We start from the raw sequence: 20,432 nt of genomic DNA on the forward strand, positions 1-20,432 counted from the left end.
TATATTTTATGTATAAAAATATAAAAAAGTTTAAACTCGAGAGTTTAATTGCTCAAGAAATTGGCAATTTGATTGTGAGTAGGAGAATTAAAGATCCCAGGGTTCATTCATTTTTAACTGTGGTTAAAGTAGAATTTTCAAAAGATTTAATAAATGCTAAAGTGTTTATAGGCTCAATTAAGGAAGGTGCGTCTTTGGACAATGCAGTTAAAGCTTTAAATAATGCTAAAGGATTTATTCAAAGTCAAATTGTTAAGCGAATTAAAGTTAGAAGTACTCCAAAGTTATTATTTGTCAAGGATAATTCTCTTTCTAAATCATTTTATGTTAATAAAATAATTGAAGGATTAAATATTTCAAGAGAGAATTAAATTTGGAAAATGGATTCCTTTTAATTGATAAAGAACAAGGCAAAACTTCTTTTGAAACTCTTTTCCCTATAAAAAGATATTTTAATACAAATCGTGTTGGACATGCTGGTACACTTGATAAATTTGCAGGTGGAATTTTGATTGCTCTTGTAGGAAAATATACCAAGCTTGCAAACTATTTTATTTCTTTGGATAAAGAATATGTAGCAGAATTTAGATTTGGAATAGAAACAGATACTCTTGATCCAAATGGAAGAATAGTTTGTAAAACAGATTATGTTCCTAGTTTAGAGGATATAGATTTAAAGCTTAAAGATTTTGTGGGAGAAATTTATCAAAGTCCCCCTAAATTTTCTTCTGTTCATATTGATGGTAGTAGAGCTTATAAACTTGCTTTGAATGGAAAGATTTTTGAAATTAAAAAACGAAAAGTAAATGTTTATGATATTCAAATATTAGATTATGATTTTACCTCTTCTTTACTTAGCTTGAAAATTAGTTGTTCAAAAGGTACTTATATTAGGAGCATTGCAAGAGATTTAGCATATTCTTTAAATTCTTGCGCGTATGTTACCAATTTAAAAAGAACCAAAATAGGTATGTTTAAGTTAAAAGATTCCACCCTGTGTAAAAATTTGAGTAAAACTTCCTTGATTAGTTTAGAATCTTTAAAAAGTTTTGAAAAAGTTTACATTGATTCTAGCAAGATAAATCTTGTTAAAAATGGGGTTTATGTTGAAATTCAAATCAATATTAATGAATTTAAGATTTTAAAATCCAGAACGGAGGAAATATTAGCGGTTATTGAAGGAATAGGTTTGAATAAATATAAATATGTTATTATATTTTAATTTTATATTTGCTTTTTTAAACAATTTAATAATTTATTATTAAACATAACCCGAAAAGGGTAAATTGTTTTTGTGATTTTTAACAAAAAATATTATAATCTATCGTAGTAGTTAGTTTAAATTATAGCAAGAGGTTTGTTAGAGCTTTGCTATAATGGTATAGGAGTTGCTTATGATAGATAAGAAGCAAAAGCAAAAAATAGTTTCTGAATTTGGGAAAAATGAAAGTGATACTGGTTCTGTTGGGGTTCAAATTGCACTTATTACAGGTAAAATAAAGTATTTAACTGAACATTTAAAGATAAATAAAAAAGACCATAGCTCAAAAAGGGGTTTGTTAAAGTTGGTAGGGCAAAGACGAAGTTTATTGCGGTATTACCAAAAAAAAGATTTAGAAGCTTATAGGATGTTGATATCTAAACTTGGTCTTAGAAAATAAAAAGAGGTTGAATTTTGAGGAAAATATTAAAGTTAAAAGTAGGCAGAGACGAGTTAGTATTTGAGACTGGGCTTATGGCTAAGCAGGCTAATGGGGCGGTTCTTGCAACTTATGGAGGATCTTCTGTTCTTGCGACTGTTTGTTGTTCAGGCAATGTGAGAGAAGATTTAGATTTTGTCCCTCTTTCTGTTGAATATAATGAAAAATATTATGCAGCTGGCAAGATTCCAGGAGGATTTATAAAAAGAGAGGGAAAGCCAAAGGATAAAGAAATACTTGTTTCTAGATTAATAGATAGGCCAATGAGGCCTCTTTTTGATAAAAGATTTGGTCGAGAAATTCAAGTAATTCCTACGACTTTAGCCACAGATCAGCTCAATCCCCCTGATATTGTTGGAATGAATGCTGCTTTTACGGCAGTTTTTTTATCAGATATTCCGTTTAATGGTCCAATTGCAGCTGTTAGAATGGTTTATTTGAATGGTAAGTTTATAGTAAATCCTTCTTTCGAAGAGATTCATGATTCTGATCTTGATATTGTTGTTGCGGGAAGTTTAAATGGCATTACAATGGTAGAGGGTGGAGCTAATGAGGTTAGTGAGGATATATTGCTATCAGCAATAGATGGTGCACATGAGTATATTAAACAAATTTGTAATGCTCAAAAAGAATTTTTAGATATTGTAGGTAAAAAGGAAAAACTTCCTTTAGCTTTTGAAGAAAAAATATTTGAATTTAAAGGAGAGCTTAGAGATTTTGTTTATACTGATCTTAAAGAAGCTTGTTTTGTTAAGGGAAAGCTTAACAGAGATAAGGCTATAACTTTGCTGCGAAATAAGTCTTATGAGCATTTTTCTTCCCTTGAAAAATTGACCGATAGTAATGAACCCCTTTTCAATAGAGCTTTTGATGACTTTGAGAAGGAAATTGTTAGAAATTCTATTCTTAACGATAAGATTAGAACAGATGGTAGAACTCCTAATGAGATAAGGGATATTATTGCGGAAGTTGATATTTTAAGTAGAACGCATGGATCTGCACTTTTTACAAGAGGGGAGACGCAAGCTTTAGCGGTAACTACTCTTGGTACAAGCATTGATGAGCAAATAATGGATGATATTGATGGCGATAAGCGTCTAAATTTTATGCTTCATTACAATTTCCCCCCATATTCAGTTGGTGAAACTGGCAGACTTATGACTGGTAGGCGAGAGATTGGTCATGGGCATTTAGCCCAAAGAGCTTTAGAATCAATGGTTCCTGGGAAAAACGATTTTCCGTATACCATTAGAGTAGTTTCTGAGATTTTGGAGTCTAACGGATCTTCATCAATGGCTACTGTTTGTGCTGGAAGTATGTCTTTGATGTCTGCAGGGGTTCCTGTTAAAAGGCAAGTTGCGGGAATAGCCATGGGGCTTATTAGCGAAGGGGATAAATATGTTGTTTTAAGTGACATTCTTGGGGAAGAGGATCATTTAGGTGATATGGACTTTAAAGTGGCTGGTACAAAAAATGGAATTACTGGATTTCAAATGGATATTAAAATTGAAAATGTTACTAAAAATTTAATGAGAGATGCCCTTGAGCAGGCAAGAGTAGGTAGGATACACATACTGTCTATTATGGATGCTGTAATTTCAAATTCAAGAGTTGGCATATCTAAGTATGCTCCAAAAATTGTTCAGTTACAAATTGATATTGATAAGATATCTCTTGTAATAGGATCTACTGGAAAAACTGTTAAAGCCATAACAGATGAATTTGAAGTTAAGGTTCAAATTGAGCAAGATGGAAAAATTATTCTTTTCGGCGATGATGATTTTAAAATGCAAAAGGCTAAAGAAAAAATAGAAAGTATTGTAAGGGAACCAAAGGTAGGTGAAATTTATGAAGGAATTGTTAAAAAGATTAATAGCTTTGGAGCTTTTGTTGAACTTACTCCCACAAAGGAAGGATTTTTAAGTACTCGTTTAAAATCTAGAGACAATAAGTATGGTTCTGGAAGATTTGGAAATAGCAATAGGTATTCAAGATTTGGTGGTGGCGGAGATAATATAAGGGGTAACGCAGGGTTAGTTAGACCCCCAAAATTAGAAGAAGGTCAACGAGTTAAAGTTAGAATAATTGATATAGATAAATTCGGAAAAATTGATCTTGAAATTGTTAGAGATAAAGATTATTAAAATAATATGAAATTTGTTTTGAGTAATTTATTTAAAGGTCGCCTTATATGCTTTGTCTTATTTTTTTCCTGTCTTACTACAAGCGAATCTATTCAAGATTCTCATATTAGTGATCTTACAGATAAGAAAAAGGAAATAGTTATTATTGGAAATAATAATGTTGTCAATGAGGGTGAATTTAAAAGAGACGGCGAATTTAAAAGAGACTATTTGATAGGATTAAAAGATAATGAATCTTTTTTTCTTAGTAATGCTTTTTTAAAAGAAGATAATCTTTATTTTAAAAAAGCTAGAGAAAGTTATGCTAAGAAAGATATTGGTTTAACAAACTATTATTTGAATAAAATAATAACTAATGAGAAGCAACATGGCAGAGAATTACTGGCTAAGGCAAATTTGTTTTTTGGATATGTGAATTATGAGAATGGTTTTTACGATCTTTCTGAATATAATTTTGACCTATTTTTAAAAGATTATAAATATTCTCATGCTAGTTTAAGATCAGCCGAATTAAAATATCTTATTAAAGAAAAATCAGATGCAATTTCTGCATTTAAAGAGATTAATGAATTTTCTATATCAGGTTATGACAAAGAGATTTATGATTTTTTAAGTAATAAGCTTGGGGTAAGTCATTTAAACTTAGAATCTTTAGGATTTCTTGACAATAGCGTTTTTGATGTATTTGTATTTAAGGAGAATATATTTGTAACTAATATATTGGGTGGTCTTTTAAGATATAATATTAAAAAAAATGATTGTAAAATCTACCTTAAAGACAAAAAAAGTATTTTTTTAAATGGTATTAGGGGTTTTGCTGATTATAATGGAACAATTTATATTGGGGGTAAAAATGTTGTTTATTATATAGATGATGCTGATGGAGATTTAAAGCAAATCAAGGCTCCTGATAGTGTTGATTTTAGTAATATACAAGTTTTACTTGGTGTTAAAAATGGAATATTTGTTGGTACTTTAAATTCTGGGTTATGGTTTTATGATTTTAAAAATTGGAAAAACATACCACTTGGATCTAATAAAATTTCTTCGATGTGTCTTGATAGTTTAAAAAATTTATTATTGGTTGGAACGGTTGATAAGGCTATTTATAGTATTAATGTCGATAATTTGAAAAAGATTAAACATTTGGATTTTTTTAGTAAGAATGATAATGAAAAAAATATTAATTTTATAAAAGGATATAAAGGTAATTATTTTGTTGGGACATATGGAGGGGGGCTTTTTGAATTAAATTTAAATAAAAGTAATTATAAAAAGCATGTTATTGCTAATAATATTGATGTTAATTATTTTATGGATATGGAGATTAAAGATAAAAAATTGTTGTTTGCAACCTTTGATCACGGGTTATTGATTTATGATTATGAAAATGACAATTGGGATTATTTTGGTCCTAATAATGGGCTTCTTAATTTAAATTTAATAAAAGTTTCTAAATTTGAAAATTATGTTATATTGGGCACTCTTAATAATGGCTTGGTTTTTGTAGATGAAAATATTAAAAAACAGTTATGAGTCTTACATAATTACTGAATTTTTTAAATATTTTTTAATTACTTTTTTATTTTTCTTTTTCGTATTTTTTATAAATCAAATTTTATTTTTTATGAGAATACTTCTTCAAAATTATGTTCCCTTTTTTAAAGCTTTTGTTTTTATTATATATTCTCTACCTATGGTGATTGCGCTTTCTCCCCCTTTTGCTTCTTTGATTTCAGTAATTCTTACTATTCATAAATTTAAGATTCACAATGAAATTTTAGCTTTTCGTTCAATTGGTATATCAATTTTTGATTTACTTGTCCCATTTTTTAAATTAGGAGTAATTATTGCTTTTATATCTTTTATATCTAATGATATCTTACTTCCACTTGGATCTATTGGTAGGTTAAAAATCTTTAATGAAATAAAAGAAGAAATTCCTCATTTAGTATTAAAACCTTATTCAAGCAAACAGTATGGAGATTTAATTTTTGTTTCTGGTGAAAAATCGGAAAATGGTTATAAAAATGTAACTTTTTTTGATAATACTGGACTTAAGGGATTTGATAGAATATTTATGGCAAAAAATCTTGATATTAGAAAAGAAAATTTTCAAGTTTATTTTATTTTAAATGATGTTCTATCTATTGCTTTAACAGACGGTGAGAGTGGGTTTTATGATTATTTTTATGCTGATGAGATGAAATATTCAATTGATCAGGTTACATTTAGTGATAGTTTTTTATTAAATTATGTAACTCCTTCGCAAATGAGTATGAGAGATGTTATAAAATTAATTAAAAAGCAAAACAATTTAATTGCAGATTCAAATATAAAAAATAATCTAGAAGGGGATTTTTTAAGTTTAAATTTTTCAAATCTTTATTTGAATTATTTATACAATCAAAATTATTACGTGGATGAATCTTATTTCTTTGAAAATTTAAACTATATGTATAATTTAAATTTAAATTTTAAACCTTATCAAGATAAAAGTATGATTCAAAATTTGGCTTTGTTTAATCTTGAATTTTATCAAAAAATTAGTTTGCCGCTTTCAGTTTTATTTTTCATTTTTTTGGCTTTTCCAATGGGAATGTATTCTAATAGAAAATATTCTATTATTCTTGAGCTTGTAATTTCAATTATTGTTTGTGTTTTTTATTGGGTGATGTTTATTGGTGGAAAGGTTTATACTGTGCAGTATGCACCAAATCCTATTGTTGTTACTATTTTGCCCAATTTGATTTTAATTGTTGCAGGAGCAATTCTCTTTTTGAGATTATTAAAAAAATGAAAATAGATAAGCTTTTTGTAAGAAGCATTATTCTTACTTTTTTATCCATGAACTTACTTTTCATGGTTTTAATTATGCTTGGTGATTTATTTGTTAATCTTCTGAATTATCTTGAAAAGGATATATCTTTTAAAGATATTCTTTATATTTATTATTTGTATTTGCCAAAAGCTTTCTCAGATGGGGTTGCTTTATCTTTTCTTTTTGCTATTTCTAATCTTATTGGTAATCTTTCTATGAGAAATGAAATAATAGGTCTTTTTAGTTGTGGAGTTTCACTTACCAGAATATTAAGGCCAATCATTTTGATTAGTGTATTTATTTCGGTTGCTCTTTTCTTTTTTGATAATTATTTAGTAATAGATACTGTAGCAAGAAGAGATATTCTTATTAAGAATAGCATTGGTGATAGTAGATCTGTTGATAAAACCATAATAATTAGAGATCTTGCTAGGGAAATTTATAATATTAAATCTTATGATATTGATGAGAATACTTTTTCTAACTTAATGATTATAATTAAGGACAGTAAAGATGAGTTCCAAAAAAGGTATGATATAAATAAGGCTGAATGGAAGGATAATAAATGGAAGCTTCATAATATTAGAGAGTTTGTTAAGGTTGGTAAAAAAATTAAGGAAAATGCCTACGATGTTCTTGATGGAACAGGAATTATTAAGCTAGAGCCTGATTACATAAGAACTGTGATGCTCTCGTCAAAGGCATTAAATTTCACCAAACTTATTAATTGGATAAATTTTCTAAAAATTGAGCAGTTAAATTATTCTGATGCATTGTTTGATTTGCTAAATAGGATATTCTTTTCATTTAGATTGATTCTTCTTAGCTTTACTGTTGGGTTTATTGCTCTTGCTCTTAAAAAAAATATTTTTATACTCAGTTTATTAAATAGCATTGCTTTTGCTGTTGTTTATGTTATTTCTATTGTAATTTTTAATTTTTTAGCGGATCTTGGTTATTTACATATATATGTAGCAAGTTCGTTTACAACTATATTTTTTTTGATTATTAATTTTTTTGTTTATAGGGTTGTTAGAAAATAATATATTAATGATTATTTAGGATGTTTATATGTTTAGCGTAATTAAGAATGACAAACATTCTAGTGCAAGGATTGGATTTTTAAATCTTCCTCACGGTGGGGTGGATACTCCTTGTTTTATGCCAGTTGGTACTTTGGGGGCAATGAAGGGATTAAAACATTCTGTTCTTGAGAAATTAGAATGTAATTTGATGCTTGCAAATACTTATCATCTATATTTAAGACCGGGTATTAAAACTATTGAAAAATATGGTGGTTTACATAATTTTACAACTTGGAATAAAAATTTTTTAACCGATTCGGGTGGATTTCAGGTATTTTCTCTTTCTGGTCTAAGAAAAATTGATCTAAAAGGTGTGCATTTTAAGTCTCATCTAGATGGATCGTATCATTATTTTACTCCTGAAGGAGTATTTGCTATGCAAGAAATTTTTGGCAGTGATATTATTATGCCACTTGATATTTGCAGTTCTTATGGGATTGATTATAATGAAGCCAATTTATATACAAATATTACAACCAATTGGGCTCGTAGTACATTCAAATCCTATAAAAATAAAAAAGAGGGATACAAGGGGCTTTTATTTTTAATAACTCAAGGAAATTTTTTTAAAGATTTGAGGAAAAGAAGCATCAATGATATATTAGAATTAGACAGTCCAGGTATTGCCATTGGGGGTATTTCTGTTGGTGAGCCTAGAGAAAAATATTTGGAAATTCTTGAATACAGTTCTTTGTTGATACCAAAAGAAAAACCAAGATATGTGATGGGCATTGGTACTCCTCACTACATACTTGATGCCATATACTATGGCATTGATATCTTTGATTGTGTTAATCCCGCAAGAATTGCTAGGCATGGGGCTCTTTTAACAGATAATGGAATGATGCGCATTAGTAGAAAGGAGTATAAAGACGATACTTCTCCAGTAGAGAAAAATTGTGGCTGTACTTTATGTACAAGGTATTCAAGAGGGTATTTAAGACATTTAATAAAATCTAGAGAGCTTTTTGGAATAATTTTGGCAAGTGAGCATAATATTTATTATATGTTTCGATTGATTTCAAAGATCAAAACTGCAATTCTAAATGATAATTTTTTAAACTTTAGAACTTCATATTTAAAAAAGTATGAAGAGGGAAACTTCGATGAATAAATATGTTATTTCAACAGTTTTGGTTATGATTTCTACTTTTTTTTCACGAATAATAGGGTTTGCAAAGGTAAAGATTTTCTCTTATTACTTTGGTGCAAGTATTGATGCTGATATTTTTAACTATGTTTTCAATATTCCTAATAATTTACGCAAAATTCTTTCAGAGGGCGCAATGACTTCAGCTTTTTTGCCTGAATTTACATATGAAAAAGACAAATCGCATGAAAAAGCAGTTTCTTTTTTCAGAACGGTTGTAACCTTTAATGTCATTTCTATTGGTCTAATTGTTTTAGTTATGATTATTTTTGCAAGGTCTATTATTTATTTTCTATCTTATTATAGAGGAGAACACTTAATTTTTGCAAGTTCTGTATTTAGTTATTTAGTATTATATATTTTACTAATAAGTCTATCATCAATCTTCATATCTGTTCTAAATTCATATAAAATTTTTTTTATCCCTTCATTTTCACCCATTATGCTTTCTTTTGGGATAATATTAAGCATATTTTTATTGTATGGCCATTTTGGAATATATAGTGCTGTTATTGGTGTGATTTTCGGAGGTTTTTTACAATTTTTGATTCCGTTTGTAAATTGTCTTGTTATTGGTTTTGTCTGGAAACCAACATTTTATTTTAGAGAAAAAGTATTTTTAAATTTTTTAAGTAGATGGGTTCGCATGATTTTTGGATTTTCTATTTCAATTATTACTCAGCAGATTTCATTTGCATTAGCATCTACTCTTGAGATAGGAAGTGTTTCTATTCTTAGTAATGCTATAGTTTATTATCAGCTTCCTGTAGGAATTTTTTATATTTCTATTGCAACAGTAATTTTCCCTAAAATGGCAGAATATGCTGTTTTAGGGAATAATTTTAAATTAAATACCCTTTTGGTAGATGGAATTAAAATTTTATTATTAATTTTTATTCCAGTGTCTTTTTTGATGTTTATTTGGTCTGATCATATTTTAAATTTATTTCTTATGGGGGGCAAGTTTTCTATTTATGATACTCAAAAAACAGCAGGTGTTTTAAGGTGTTTTCTTTTAGGATTGCTTTTTTATTCAATGTTTAGTTTTTTCCAAAAATATTATTTTTCTATTCGCGATGCAAAAACACCATTTTATTTGAGTGTTTTATTTTCTATTCTTGATATTGTACTTTCTGTTTTTAGTATTAATTATTATGGTTTGAATGCTTTGGCATTGGCTCAATCTATTTCTTTTATGATTTGTGTGGTTGTTTTTTATTTTATAATATTAAAAAGTGGAGTTAAAATTGATTTAATTGAGATTTTATTTGTCCTTTTAAAGTCAATTATTACACTTTTCCCTTTATACGCAATTTATTTCTTTTTTCAAAAGTTTCAGTGGGATGTAGGTTTTAGTTTTAAAAATCTTTATTTTTTAATTGCAGCAGGAATTGTTAGTATTTTTATTTTGTTTATTTGTTATTCTGTTTTAGGAATAAATAAACTTTTTAGGTTTATTAGGAGGGATACTTTATGAAATATTTTAATTTTTTATTTTTTTTATTTATTTTAAATATGTATGCTCAAAATGTTAATTCTCCAGCTCTCCCTAATCCTCCTTTGTTGCCCAAAATTACAGAAAATAAGCTTGAGGAGGAAAATTTTCCTAAGGGTAATAATTTTTCTAATATTAGTTTAGATGTTAAGTATGTTAATGATACAATTCTTTATGGACTTGATAGTCAAGTTACAAGCATTATAAAAGCTCTTAAAAAGTCAAGTGATAGTCAATATAATTTTTCTCTTAAAAAAAGACTTGAAAAAACCTTTAATGCTGAGATTAAAAAGGAAATACTTGAATTGTTTATTTCTCTTAAGTATTCAGGAGGTATTGATACAGCAAATTATATTCTTGAAAATTATGAGAGTAAAAGATATTCAAATGCTTTATTTGGCTTGGCAATTTTGTATCTTAAGGAATTTGATGATAAAGAGAAATTAAAAAAAACTCTTGTTGAGATTCTTGAAAATAAAGAGGGTAATGTGGTATCTATTGCAGCTTATTATTTAGGAGAGCTCAATTCTCTTGAGTATTCTAAAAATATGATGGAAGTTTTTGAAAAATATTCTGGAAATGATGGGGCTAGAAGAGAAATACTTATTGCTCTTGGAAAAATGGCCGCTGTTGATTATCAAAATAGAATTTATGAAATTTCGTTAGATAATTATGAGAATCCATCAATTAAGGCTGCTGCAATTGAAGCATTGTCATATATTGCTCCAGATAAAGTAACCACAAATGCTGATTTGTATCTTCAGAGTAATAACAATAATTTAAATGTTAAATTGGCTATTATTGCTTCTTTGTCTAAAGATCCTTCTTTAAAGTCCAAAGAGATTTTACAAGGATTTTTAAGAGATTCTGATGATAATATTAGATTTAAAGCTATTAATGCAATTAAAGAACATAAAGACTCTTCAGCAAAGGATATTTTGATTTATAAGGTTAAAAGCGATCCATCTCTTAAAGTTAGGGAGGCTTCAGCGAAGGCTTTAATTGATATGGATCTTGGGGATATTGAGATAAAGAATATTATGTTTAATTTGAAGATTGACAATAATTTTAAAATTTCAATGTTTAGTTACCTTTTAGATAAGGATTCTCTAAAAGCATTGTCAATTGCTTTAGAAATTATTAACAAAGAAAATGTTAATAGACCTTCAAATGTTTTAAAAGGTATTGCGTCAATGTTGGCTGCCAAAAAGGGTAATTTTGATAATTTTTATTCTAAAACCATTGACAGTAAAAATGTTGATTTAAGGCATTTTGCATTAAAAGGAGCTGTTTATAATAAATCTTCATCACTTTCTGATAAACTTAAAAAAATTAAAAGTGAAACAAACTCTGAATATATTAAAATGCTTTTAAAAGATTATTGATTGTTAATAAACCGTTAAGCAGTATTAGTACAAAATTTTTAAAATTTCTTTAGCTATTTCTGATTTTTTCATTTCTGGGAGTTCTTTTATACTTTGTTTATTTATTATGTAAACTTTGTTTAAGCTTGAACCAAAATATTTAAGTTCATTTGCAATGATAAAGTCCAAATTTTTCTTTTTTAATTTTTCTTTGGCTTTTTGAATTAAATTTTTAGAATTTTCGGCGCAAAATCCAACAACAATTTGGTTTTTAAGTTTATTGTTTCCTATGTGTTGTATTATGTCAGGATTTTTTACTAATTTTATATATAATTTGTCGGTTTTGTTTTTTTTGATTTTATTATTAAAAATGCGTTTGGGCTTAAAATCTGCAACAGCTGCAGCCCCAATTATTATTTCAAATTTATTATATATTTTTAGGACTTCCCTGTACATTTCCATTGCAGTTTTTATTTTTATAATATTGACCCCTTCAGGTTTATTTTCATTAGTTGGACCTGTGATAATTGTAACTTGAGCTCCTAGTTTGACAGCCTCTTGTGCCAAACAAAATCCCATTTTTCCAGTTGATGTATTTGAAAAATAGCGAATTGGGTCTATTGATTCTTCAGTTCTGGATGCTGTTATTAGTATTTTTTTGTTTTTTAGGTAATTTTTTTGATTAAATTCATTCAATATTATTTTTATAATTTTGTCTTCATTTTTTAGGCGTCCTAAAGCATTTGATGAGCATGCTAAAAATCCTTTATCAGGTTCAATGAATTTATAATGATGCTTTTTGAGTTTTTTTATATTTTCTTTTAAAATAGGGTTTGAATACATTGCATTGTTCATTGCTATTGCAAAATAAGTAGGTGCTGTGCTTGCAGATATTATTGTGGTTAATGCATCATCAGCAATTCCCGATGCAATTTTAGATATTGTATTGTAGGTAGAAGGAATAATAAGAATTAGGTGGGCCCATTTTGCAATTTTTATATGTTCAACCTCGTTATGATCTAAGTTCCATAAATTAGTAATTATTTTGTTTTTAGAAATGGTTTCTAAAGTTAAAGGAGTAATAAATTTAGTTGCATTTTTTGTCATTACAACTTTAACACTGTATCCTAATTTAACTAAACTAGAAACTATATAAACGGACTTGTAAGAGGCTATGCCCCCACATATGCCAATTAATATATGTTTATTTTTATTCATATAATATATTATATAATATGCATGAGTTTGAATTTGTAAGTTTTGATGCCCTTTTACTAAGGTTGTTTTAAATGAAAAATAGAATTTTGTATGCTATATTATTGTATGTTTGTATATTTTTTATATGGATTTATTTTGCCTATTTTATCGACACATCAGCTACTATATTTAATATCCCTTTGTGGTTTTTTGGGTCAGGAATTTTGTTTCCCAGTATAAATTTTTTTTTGGTTTGTTTTTTTATTTTAGTAATTAGTAAAATTTAATACATTATTAATCTTTTTTATTTTTATATCCTTAAAAAAGGAATAGAGGTAGTTTTTTGTTGTTAAATAAATATTTTCTTGCAAATCGAAATATTAATTTTATTGTTATGGCCTTATTATTTTCTTCTAGCTATATTAGTGCTAGTAGTTTTATTTCTGGTCCTTCTGCTGTTTACAAGTATGGGTTATCTTTTATATTATTAGCCACTATACAAATTCCTACAACTTTGATTGCTTTTATTATTGTTGGGGAGAGATTAAATCGTGAGTCAAAAAAAATTAATGCAATCAATATTATTGATTATATTAGATATAGATATGAGAGTAATTTTTTAGCATTAATTAGTGGATGTGTATTAATTTTTTTTTCAATGTTTTTGATTTCTGCCCAATTAATAGGTGGTGCTAAGCTTATAGCAGTGTTTTTAGGCATTAATTATGTAGCCGGTCTTTTACTTTTTGCTTTTTTAATTTTTATTTATGTATTCTTTGGTGGATTTAAGGCAGTAGCTTATACAGATTTGATTCAAGGATTTTTAATGATAGTTTCATCTGTTATTTTGTTTTCCAAAATGTTAGATTTGGGAGGGGGCGTTAATAATTTGTTTAAGACAGCAATGTCTATTTTAGATAAAAACTTTTTAATTCCTTCAAATGTTGATTTAAAGCCACAATATATAATTTCTTTTTGGATATTAATAGGAATAGGAATATTAGGTCAGCCTCAGGTTATTAATAATTTTATAGCATTTAAAAATGAAAATTCTATAAAATTTTCTCTTCCTATTTCTACTTTTATTATCAGTTTTTTAATTATTTTGATGCATTTAATAGGATTTTTTGCTATTATTCTTTTTCCAGATTTAAATCCAAATGATAAAGTTGTTTTAAATGTAGCTTTAAAAGTTTTAAATCCTTTTTCTTGTTCTATGTTTTTTATGGGTCTTTTATCTGCAATAATGTCCACAGTAGATTCAAATTTACTCTTAATGACGTCTGTTTTAATGAAGTTAATAATTTATAAAAAAAATTTAAAAGAAGATGTAAAGATTAAACGAGTGATAATGGTTTCTAATGTGTTTTTTATTTTAATAATACTTGTATTTTCTTTTTTTCCTCCCAATTTTTTATTCTTTGTTAATATTTTTGCTTTTGGAGCTTTAGAGGTTTCATTTTTTTCTATTATTGTTTTTGGACTTTATTTTAATTTTGTAAGCAAAATAGCAGCATTTGCTTCTATGTTTTTAGGCTTGATATTTTATTTGTGCATTTTATGCTTTGGTTTGAATATTTGGTTTTTTCACCCCGTTTTTCCATCATTTTTTATTTCTATATTAACATTTTTAATAGTTAATTTTTTTTGTAAAAAATATCACAAAGTTTATTAGGATGATTAATTATTGTGTTTAGATAAGTATATTCTTTTAGAAGTTCTTGCCAATGACAATGGCAAGCGATTAGATTCAATTTTAATTAAAATTTTGAATTTGTCTAAAGTTGGGATAATAAAACATATTAGAAAGGGTGATATTAGACTTAATGGCCTGAAATCACATTTTTCATGTAGAGTTTGTAAAGGTGATAAAATTTATTTGTATAAATCTTTAGCTCAAAGTTTAAACTTAACTATGGATGAATATTATAAAAGCCATGTTGATTTTCAAAGTATTCAAAAAAGAATAATTTATGAGGATAGTGATTTACTTGTTGTGGATAAGCAAAGAGGCATTTTAGTTCATGGGGGCAAAAACTCTCTTGATTTTTTAGTGAATGCTTATCTTTTAGGAGAAAATTTAAGATCTCTAAGCTTTAAACCTTCCGCAGTTCACAGACTTGACAGGAATACTTCTGGTGTTATTATTTTTGCAAAAAATATAAATGCTGCAAGAAAGCTAAGTGTGGCATTTAATAGTGGAACTATAACTAAAAAATATTTTGCAATACTTTTAGGTGAGGTTAAGTCAACTGTTGTTTATGAAAATCATTTATTTAGAAATAAAAGACTGAAAAAAACTTTTGTTTTGGATAATAAAGAGCTTATTAATGCAATTACAAAGGTTAATCCAATATTATCTTCCAAGAAAGCTACTCTTGCTGAAATTGTTATTGAAACAGGCTTTACTCATCAAATAAGAGCCCAATGTTCTTTTAACAATCATCCTTTAATTAATGATAGAAAATATCATGATAAATTTAATAAAAGCAATTACTTTTTACATGCTTTTTTGGTAAAATTTAATGGAGCATTCTTTAAAAAGAATGCATTTTACGCTAAGCCTAGTTTAGAATTTTTAAAGCAAGTAAAAGATATTTTTGATGTTTATGAATTTTCAGAATTTTTCAAATAATTTTTTTTTAAAAAAAATATTAAGCAAGGTTAAAAACTTTACAACTAGTATTAAGCATAAATTTGTTAGAGTTAAGGTGTATGCATTGGTGGGATCTGCTGGCACTGGTAAGAGTTTTAGGTCGCATTTGGTAGCAGATAAATATTCAATACCCTTAATCATTGATGATGGCGTGTTAATTAAAAATATGAAAATTATTGCTGGGAGTTCTGCTAAGTTTGAGGATAATGTTTTCAGGGCAGTAAAGCGATCTGTATTCGAAGATGATGCTCATTGCAGTGAAATGCTTGAAGTTCTTGGTAGAGAAAAATTTAATAAAGTTTTAATATTGGGAACAAGTCTTAAAATGATAGATAAAATAATCTCAAGACTTTTGTTGCCAAATGTTTTTAAGATTATTTACATAACAGATGTTTCAACTAAGCAGGAAATAGAAAAAGCAAAAATTTCAAGGCAAATGGGGGAGCATGTTGTACCAGCCGCAGCTTTTGAAATAAAGTCCGTTAGGCCTAATTTGTTATTAAATCCAATCAAAGTTTTTTTTAAAAGTGGATGGTTTTTTACTAGGAAGAAAAATTATATTCGATCTGTTGTAAGGCCGCATTTTTATGAAGAAGGGGTTTTATCTATTTCTAAAAGAGCTGTAAGGCAAATTATTGAACATTGTGTTTCTGAGTATGATAGAAATTATATTGTTTATGATCTTAAAATCAAAAAAGACGGGGGTAATTATCTTTTTAAGCTATTTTTAAATATTCCTCTTGGAAATAATTTATTTAATAATACAGAAATGCTTAGAACTTACATTATTACTAATGTACTTAAGTATACAATAATCAATATATTATCTATTGATATAGTTATACATAAATTTTATGACAAAAAAGATTACTTAGAAGAGAGCTATGAAGATTGATTTTGATAGTGTGAATAATATTTTTTTTGTAGGAATAAAGGGAAGTGGGGTTTGTTCTCTGGCTTGTTTTTTAAATGCAAAAGGGTATTATGTAGAAGGGGTAGATGTTTCTGATAAATTTTATACTGATAAAATTTTAAATAATAATAAAATATCTTATTATGAGAATATTTATGAATTTTCATTAAAAGAGCTTAATAAATCTTTTGATTTAATAGTATATTCTTCAGCTTATGATAAGAATGGTTTGCAAGTTTTACTTGAAGCAAAAGAATTAAATATACCTATTTTATCTTATTCTGAAGCTCTTGGCGAGCTTTCTAGAAAGTACTATAGTATTGGGATTGCAGGTTCTCACGGTAAAACCACCACTACGGCATTTTTAGGTGTTCTTTTTAACAAATTAGGATTAAATCCTAATGTTGTTGTTGGATCAAGTGTTAAAGATTTTGGAGATAATTCTTCAATAGCTGGTATTAGCAATATTTTTATTGTTGAGACTTGTGAGTATAAAAAACATTTTTTACATTTTAGTCCTAATATGCTTATTTTAACCAATGTTGACTATGAGCATGTTGATTTTTTCAAAAATTATGAGTCTCTTGAAGATGCTTTTTTACAATATATTAATAATTTAAAGAAAAATGGGATATTAATAATTAATTCTGATGATAATAATTTGCTTAAAATTAAAAAGCAGATCAGTAGAAAGGATATAAATATTTTTAGCTTTGGATCTAAAGATTTGTCAGATTTTAAAATAAGTAACATTGTAGTTAAGAATGAATATTTTTGTTTTTCTTTTTTAGGCTTGCGTAATGTTGAACTTAAGACAGTTTTATTTCATAACATATTAAATTTTTCAGCAGCGCTTTTAGCTTTAAATCTTTTTTTAGAAAGCAATGGAAAATCAATTTTTGATTTTGAAGATGCTATAAAGAGAGTTGCAAAAAATTATAGTGGTATAAAAAGAAGGGTTGAAGTTATTAAAGAGGAAAAGGGAGTGGTTTACATGGACGATTATGCTCACCATCCTCGGGAAGTTAGAGATACTCTTTTAGGTATTAAAAATTTTTATAAAAACAAGCGTATAATTTTGGATTTTATGCCCCATACCTTCACAAGAACAAAAGAATTTTTTGATAATTTTGTGGAGGTTTTAAGTGATGTTGATATATTAATTTTGCACAATATATATCTTTCTAATAGGGAAAATTTTAATCCAGATGAACTTTCTATTAATTTGTTTTTAAATATTAAAAAAATAAATAAAAATACTTATTTTTTTAAAGATGTTAAAGACTCTATTAATTTTATAAAAAGTTTATTAGTATCAGGAGATTTGTTTATTACAATGGGTGCTGGAAATAATTTTATTTTGCATGATTTTTTGTAAGGGTATTATAGTGAAAAGCATGACGGGATTTTTTTATTTAGAAAAGATAATTGGTAACTATATGTTTAGTGTTAATTTAAAATCTTATAATGGGAAATTTTTAGAATTTAAACTTAAGTTACCAGAAATTTTTTCTGGTTATGATCTTGATATAAGAAATTTGATTTCAAAATATATTAGCAGAGGCAATGTTTTTTTAAATGTAGGATATAAAGAATTGGTTCCTCGTATGAATTTTACAGTTAATCCTAATTATATTGAAGCTATTTCTAGGCTTAAAGATTCTTTGGCACACACCAATCTTAATATTAAGAACGAATTAAGTTTGGGAGATTTTTTATCGTTGAAAGGAGCTTTGATAATTGATGAGGATAGTGAGCATCAAGAGGAAATTTATGGTTTATTTAAAGGTGTTTTAGAGGAAACGTTATTTCATTACAATAATGGTAGAAATTTTGAAGGGGAAAATACTAAATCGGACATAGTGTCAATTCTTGTGCTAATAGAGCGAGATCTTAAAATTGTTAAGGATGCTTGTAATGATATAAATGTAAAATTATTCGCAAGTATTAAAGAAAATATCTCTAAATTAATGGATGAATTTAGAGATTTAAGCATTGCAGAAGAAGCAGCTAAAATGGCAATTCGTCTAGACATCAATGAAGAGATCATGCGTTTAGATTCTCATATAGAAACTTTTTATAAAAATCTTGAATATGATATATGTGGCAAAGTTCTCGAATTTATTTCTCAAGAAATGCATAGAGAAATAACAACTATGAGTAATAAGGCAGTTGATCTTGATATTAAGAATTTGATTTTAAATATGAAGCTGAATTTAGAAAAAATAAAAGAACAAATAAGGAACGTTGAATGAAAATAGCACTTTCTGGTAAGAGTGGTTGTGGTAATACTACTGTAAGTAGTATGATTGCAAAACATTACGGTCTTGAGTTTATTAATTATACTTTTCATGATATTGCAAGAGAGCATGAAATGCCTTTTTCGGAGTTTTATGAAAAAGAGATAATAGGACGAAATGATTATTATTGGGATAGGTATCTTGATAAGAGATTGTCTGCGCTTTCTAAAAAAAATAATACAGTGCTTGCTTCTCGTCTTGCTATTTGGATTTCTAAGAGCGCTGATTTAAAAATATATCTTTATGCTAAAATGGAAGTAAGAGCTGAGAGAATAATGACAAGAGAGGGGGGGATGTATTCTGATGTTTTAAGTAGTACTTTTAGTAGAGATGAAAATGATAAGAAAAGATATTTGGCTATTTATAACATAGATATTGATGATTATTCTTCAAAGACCGATTTGGTGGTTGATGTTACAAATATTAATCCAAATGAAGTTTTTGAATTAATTCGAGATGAGATTGATAAAAGAAACTTAAAAAAAAAGGAGATTAAATGACTAAGGTACCTTTAAAAAAAATACAAGATTTTGATGGAAATTTTTATGAACTTGTTGTTGCGACTATAATGCGCACAGAGCAAATCATAGACAATATTTCTTTGGCAGAGCATGTTATTTTTGATGATAAAATACTAGGACAAGCTTTTAATGACGTTTTGACTGGTAAGTTTAGTTATTCAATTGAAGGAAGATAGAATAGTTTTTATTTTTGGGCCTACAGCTGTGGGCAAAAGCAATATTTTGTTTCATTTTCCAAGAAATAAAGCGGAAGTTATTAATGTTGACTCTATTCAAGTATATAAAGAGTTTAATATAGCGTCTTCAAAGCCGAGTAAAAGTTTAATGAAACATATAAAGCATCATTTAGTGGATTTTTTAGATCCCGAAAAAGAGTATACCCTTGGAATTTTTTATGAGCAAGCTTTAAGAATAGTAAAAGAAATAAGGCAGAAAAAAAAAATTCCTATATTTGTGGGAGGTACTGCTTTTTATTTCAAGCATTTAAAATATGGATTTCCTTCAACGCCTTTGGTTACTTCTAAAATAAGAATTTATGTAAACAATCTTTTAGATTTTAAAGGCAAATCTCACCTTTTAAAAGAATTGAAAAATGTAGATCCCATCAGATTTAATATGTTAAATAAGAATGATATTTACCGTATTAAAAGGTCGCTTGAGGTTTACTACCAAACAGGAATTCCTATTAGTCAATTTCAAAAAAAACAAAATAGCGAATTTAAAAATATTTTAATTATAGGTCTTAAAAGATCTTTTGAAGATTTAAAAACTAGAATATCAATAAGAATTAATGAAATGTTTGATAGTGGATTACTTTCCGAGATTAAAGGTTTGTTTATTAAGGGATACAATGAAAATACCCCGGCTTTTAAAGGGATAGGCTATAACGAGTTTTTGTTATGGAAAAGTAGACCTTGTTATGGTTTAAATGATATAATAAGTTTAATAAACCAAAATTCGTTTTTATATGCAAAAAGGCAAATGACCTTTTTTGCTAAAATTTCTAATGTTTTATGGTTTCATCCAGAGGATGACTTAGATGACATTTTGAATTTAATTTTTAAAGTTAATAAGGAGATTTAGGGA

The 20,432-nt window shown here is 27.3% G+C and carries 20 protein-coding genes; 19 read left to right on the plus strand and 1 reads right to left on the minus strand.

All coding sequences use genetic code 11. The features are described 5' to 3' along the window. Positions 1–8: 8 nt before the first annotated feature. The 10 genes from rbfA to HNP68_RS02015 all read left to right on the plus strand — a co-directional run bounded on the left by rbfA (position 9) and on the right by HNP68_RS02015 (position 11,780). Positions 9–371, plus strand: a complete 363-nt coding sequence (rbfA, locus tag HNP68_RS01970; RefSeq protein ID WP_183219884.1) for a 30S ribosome-binding factor RbfA — start codon at positions 9–11, stop codon at positions 369–371. Positions 372–373: 2 nt separating this feature from the next. Beyond that, complete coding sequence (gene truB, locus HNP68_RS01975) at positions 374–1,222, plus strand: tRNA pseudouridine(55) synthase TruB (RefSeq protein WP_183219886.1); 849 nt, start codon at positions 374–376, stop codon at positions 1,220–1,222. A 172-nt stretch (positions 1,223–1,394) separates the two neighbouring features. Then, the gene (rpsO, locus tag HNP68_RS01980; RefSeq protein WP_183219888.1) at positions 1,395–1,661 is read left to right on the plus strand and encodes a 30S ribosomal protein S15; all 267 of its coding nucleotides are present in this window, start codon (positions 1,395–1,397) and stop codon (positions 1,659–1,661) included. 14 nt (positions 1,662–1,675) lie between these two features. Further along, positions 1,676–3,844, plus strand: a complete 2,169-nt coding sequence (gene pnp, locus HNP68_RS01985) for a polyribonucleotide nucleotidyltransferase (RefSeq protein ID WP_183219890.1) — start codon at positions 1,676–1,678, stop codon at positions 3,842–3,844. A gap of 6 nt (positions 3,845–3,850) precedes the next feature. Further along, the gene (locus tag HNP68_RS01990) at positions 3,851–5,380 is read left to right on the plus strand and encodes a hypothetical protein (RefSeq protein WP_183219892.1); all 1,530 of its coding nucleotides are present in this window, start codon (positions 3,851–3,853) and stop codon (positions 5,378–5,380) included. Beyond that, on the plus strand, positions 5,355–6,644 hold the full coding sequence (locus HNP68_RS01995; protein ID WP_183219894.1) for an LptF/LptG family permease: 1,290 nt from the start codon (positions 5,355–5,357) through the stop codon (positions 6,642–6,644). The genes HNP68_RS01990 and HNP68_RS01995 overlap by 26 nt, the downstream gene beginning before the upstream one ends. After that, positions 6,641–7,708: an LptF/LptG family permease gene (locus tag HNP68_RS02000; protein WP_183219896.1), complete on the plus strand. Its 1,068-nt coding sequence runs from the start codon at positions 6,641–6,643 to the stop codon at positions 7,706–7,708. The genes HNP68_RS01995 and HNP68_RS02000 overlap by 4 nt, the downstream gene beginning before the upstream one ends. A 28-nt stretch (positions 7,709–7,736) precedes the next feature. Then, complete coding sequence (gene tgt, locus HNP68_RS02005; protein ID WP_183219898.1) at positions 7,737–8,864, plus strand: tRNA guanosine(34) transglycosylase Tgt; 1,128 nt, start codon at positions 7,737–7,739, stop codon at positions 8,862–8,864. Further along, positions 8,857–10,377: a murein biosynthesis integral membrane protein MurJ gene (murJ, locus tag HNP68_RS02010; RefSeq protein ID WP_183219900.1), complete on the plus strand. Its 1,521-nt coding sequence runs from the start codon at positions 8,857–8,859 to the stop codon at positions 10,375–10,377. Before tgt ends, murJ begins: the two co-directional genes overlap by 8 nt. Then, positions 10,374–11,780, plus strand: coding sequence for a HEAT repeat domain-containing protein (locus HNP68_RS02015; protein ID WP_183219902.1), 1,407 nt, complete (start codon positions 10,374–10,376; stop codon positions 11,778–11,780). Before murJ ends, HNP68_RS02015 begins: the two co-directional genes overlap by 4 nt. Positions 11,781–11,804: 24 nt before the next feature. Here HNP68_RS02015 and coaBC read toward each other — a convergent pair whose 3' ends face one another. Then, positions 11,805–12,977 carry a bifunctional phosphopantothenoylcysteine decarboxylase/phosphopantothenate--cysteine ligase CoaBC gene (gene coaBC, locus HNP68_RS02020; protein WP_183219904.1) on the minus strand — a complete coding sequence of 391 codons (1,173 nt, stop codon included), beginning with the start codon at positions 12,975–12,977 and terminating at the stop codon, positions 11,805–11,807. Between the two features lie 71 nt (positions 12,978–13,048). On the opposite strand from coaBC, the gene HNP68_RS02025 reads away from it, so the two are divergent. Genes HNP68_RS02025 through miaA form a run of 9 tightly spaced genes read left to right on the plus strand, consistent with a single transcriptional unit; the run spans position 13,049 to position 20,429 of the window. Further along, positions 13,049–13,243, plus strand: coding sequence for a DUF997 family protein (locus HNP68_RS02025; protein WP_183219906.1), 195 nt, complete (start codon positions 13,049–13,051; stop codon positions 13,241–13,243). Between the two features lie 56 nt (positions 13,244–13,299). Next, complete coding sequence (panF, locus tag HNP68_RS02030; protein WP_183219908.1) at positions 13,300–14,631, plus strand: sodium/pantothenate symporter; 1,332 nt, start codon at positions 13,300–13,302, stop codon at positions 14,629–14,631. A gap of 12 nt (positions 14,632–14,643) precedes the next feature. Further along, positions 14,644–15,591 (plus strand): pseudouridine synthase family protein, encoded by a 948-nt coding sequence (locus HNP68_RS02035; protein ID WP_183219910.1) that lies wholly within the window; start codon positions 14,644–14,646, stop codon positions 15,589–15,591. Beyond that, on the plus strand, positions 15,560–16,507 hold the full coding sequence (locus tag HNP68_RS02040; protein WP_183219912.1) for a hypothetical protein: 948 nt from the start codon (positions 15,560–15,562) through the stop codon (positions 16,505–16,507). The genes HNP68_RS02035 and HNP68_RS02040 overlap by 32 nt, the downstream gene beginning before the upstream one ends. Next, a complete protein-coding gene (gene murC, locus HNP68_RS02045) occupies positions 16,497–17,903 on the plus strand; it encodes a UDP-N-acetylmuramate--L-alanine ligase (protein ID WP_183219914.1) in 1,407 nt (468 codons plus the stop codon). The genes HNP68_RS02040 and murC overlap by 11 nt, the downstream gene beginning before the upstream one ends. Positions 17,904–17,913: 10 nt before the next feature. Further along, the gene (locus HNP68_RS02050; protein WP_183219916.1) at positions 17,914–18,780 is read left to right on the plus strand and encodes a YicC/YloC family endoribonuclease; all 867 of its coding nucleotides are present in this window, start codon (positions 17,914–17,916) and stop codon (positions 18,778–18,780) included. Continuing rightward, positions 18,777–19,325, plus strand: a complete 549-nt coding sequence (gene cmk, locus HNP68_RS02055) for a (d)CMP kinase (protein ID WP_183219918.1) — start codon at positions 18,777–18,779, stop codon at positions 19,323–19,325. The genes HNP68_RS02050 and cmk overlap by 4 nt, the downstream gene beginning before the upstream one ends. Further along, on the plus strand, positions 19,322–19,522 hold the full coding sequence (locus HNP68_RS02060; protein WP_183219919.1) for a DNA-directed RNA polymerase subunit omega: 201 nt from the start codon (positions 19,322–19,324) through the stop codon (positions 19,520–19,522). The genes cmk and HNP68_RS02060 overlap by 4 nt, the downstream gene beginning before the upstream one ends. Continuing rightward, the gene (gene miaA, locus HNP68_RS02065; RefSeq protein WP_183219921.1) at positions 19,509–20,429 is read left to right on the plus strand and encodes a tRNA (adenosine(37)-N6)-dimethylallyltransferase MiaA; all 921 of its coding nucleotides are present in this window, start codon (positions 19,509–19,511) and stop codon (positions 20,427–20,429) included. Before HNP68_RS02060 ends, miaA begins: the two co-directional genes overlap by 14 nt. The last annotated feature ends 3 nt before the right edge of the window (positions 20,430–20,432 follow it).

The organism is Borreliella yangtzensis (genome assembly GCF_014201775.1).
GTDB lineage: Bacteria > Spirochaetota > Spirochaetia > Borreliales > Borreliaceae > Borreliella > Borreliella yangtzensis.